The organism is Legionella tunisiensis, assembly GCF_000308315.1.
GTDB lineage: Bacteria > Pseudomonadota > Gammaproteobacteria > Legionellales > Legionellaceae > Tatlockia > Tatlockia tunisiensis.
The window spans coordinates 1-1,643 of sequence record NZ_CALJ01000111.1 but is presented as its reverse complement, the minus strand read 5'-3'; the positions used below and the strand labels follow the sequence as shown (position 1 = coordinate 1,643).

The following is a 1,643-nucleotide window of genomic DNA, read 5'->3' as shown; positions in this document are numbered from 1 at the left end:
TTAATAGCGCTGTTGCCTTGTGGTCAAACGATTACTTGTACAAGGCAAGTGCTGCGGTGATTAATGTAAGGTTTCACCTTTCGTGATGCAATAACTAATCACTTGGCGAGTCACAAAATCGCCTTGACTGGCTCCATAGAGCGATTTGAAATGTTCTGCCAGCGTTAAAACCCAAGAGGACAAACGAAAATCCATCCGCTTTTCTTCCTGATTGACAACCAATTCGAATAATCCTAACGAATCACTATTCTGCTCATTCGCATACTCCTCCATGATACGTTGAGCAGCATGAATATCTTTCTCCCTTGTTGGCCAATTTTTGTTCATAAATATCCCCTAACTTCATGACTGCGGGTCATTTGAAAAACTTTACTGCAGAACAAATTGGGTCAAATAATTAAATTACAAGTCCTCAATCTGAATTTTATCATGCCATAAATTGAATATTTTTTCAATATATTGAACTATTTTTACTCATTTATTACCAACTTTACAAAGCCTTGTGGTTCTTCCCAAAGCGTCACAAACAGCACCATAATGATCGGTCCAACAAATAAACCAAGCAACCCCAAGGTTTCGACACCACCTAAAATACCAAACAAAACAGCAAGGAAAGGTAGTTGGATCGCGCCACCAATCAAAACCGGCTTCACAAAATGATCAGCAACAAACATCACGATGGTGCCCCACGCCACGACTACAATAGCGCCTATCATGCTGCCATAGGACAATAAAATCAAAGCAACAGCGACAAACACTAAGGGCACAACAAAGGGAATCATAGCAGCAAATGCTGTTATAAAACCAGTTAAGGTTGGAGCAGGGAAATCAACTAAAAAATAACAAAAACCCATTAACACACCAACACCTAAACCTACCACAATGGTACCATTGACTGTCGCTCTTAAGGCTGAGGGTAAGCGGTCAGCATAGCGAAACCAACGAGCTCCCAAACAAAACTCACCAATGTGATTGATTTGTTGAAATAATTTATCGCCATCGCGATAAAAGAAAAATAACGTTAATAGAGTAAACCCTAGCTGAAAACCGCGGTGAGCCAGATTAACACCTACTTGCTTAATATAATAACTGGCAGATGTTAGGGGCAGATGAAGATTGGATAAAACGATCTGACATTGCCTGGTTTACTAATATTAGCATCCCAATAAGTGACCAGCTCATTGCCTATCATTGGAATTTGTTTTATGAATTCCGGAGCTTGCCCCCCTTCGCGATTTATCATCTGTAAATAATTGATAAATATTTGTAATTCTTTTACCAAAATACTAACTAGCCAACTTAAAGGTAATATAAATATCAAGCTCAATATAATAGTAAACAACAAAGCGGCCAGATTATCATGGTTAGCAAAAAATTCCCGCCAACGACGATATAAAGGATAGGTCGCTATGACAATAATGGCTGCCCAAATCATAGACGGAATAAAGCGATGAATGATAAAGAGCGCCAGCAGCACTATACCAACAGTCAAACTCATACTGATTAATTCCTTATGGTTTTCATTCATTTTGCAAATCCCCAGGCAAGTAATTGCATTAACAACCAGGCAGGAATAGCCGCCAATACATCGTCTAACATGATTCCCAAACCACCAGGAACCTGCTTATCGATACTACGAATCG

At 39.4% G+C, this 1,643-nt stretch carries 2 protein-coding genes and 1 pseudogene; all 3 read right to left on the bottom strand.

Annotation, left to right across the window (positions count from 1 at the left end):
* Positions 1 to 60: 60 nt before the first annotated feature.
* Entirely contained in the window at positions 61 to 327 is a 267-nt protein-coding gene (locus BN58_RS08050) for a hypothetical protein (RefSeq protein WP_019216389.1), read from the bottom strand.
* Positions 328 to 470: 143 nt separating this feature from the next.
* Positions 471 to 1,528, bottom strand: a pseudogene (locus BN58_RS36900) (AI-2E family transporter).
* A partial coding sequence (locus BN58_RS33395; protein WP_040916290.1) for a phosphatidylglycerophosphatase A occupies positions 1,525 to 1,643 on the bottom strand: 119 nt, incomplete at its 5' end. The gene BN58_RS33395 and the pseudogene BN58_RS36900, both read right to left, overlap by 4 nt.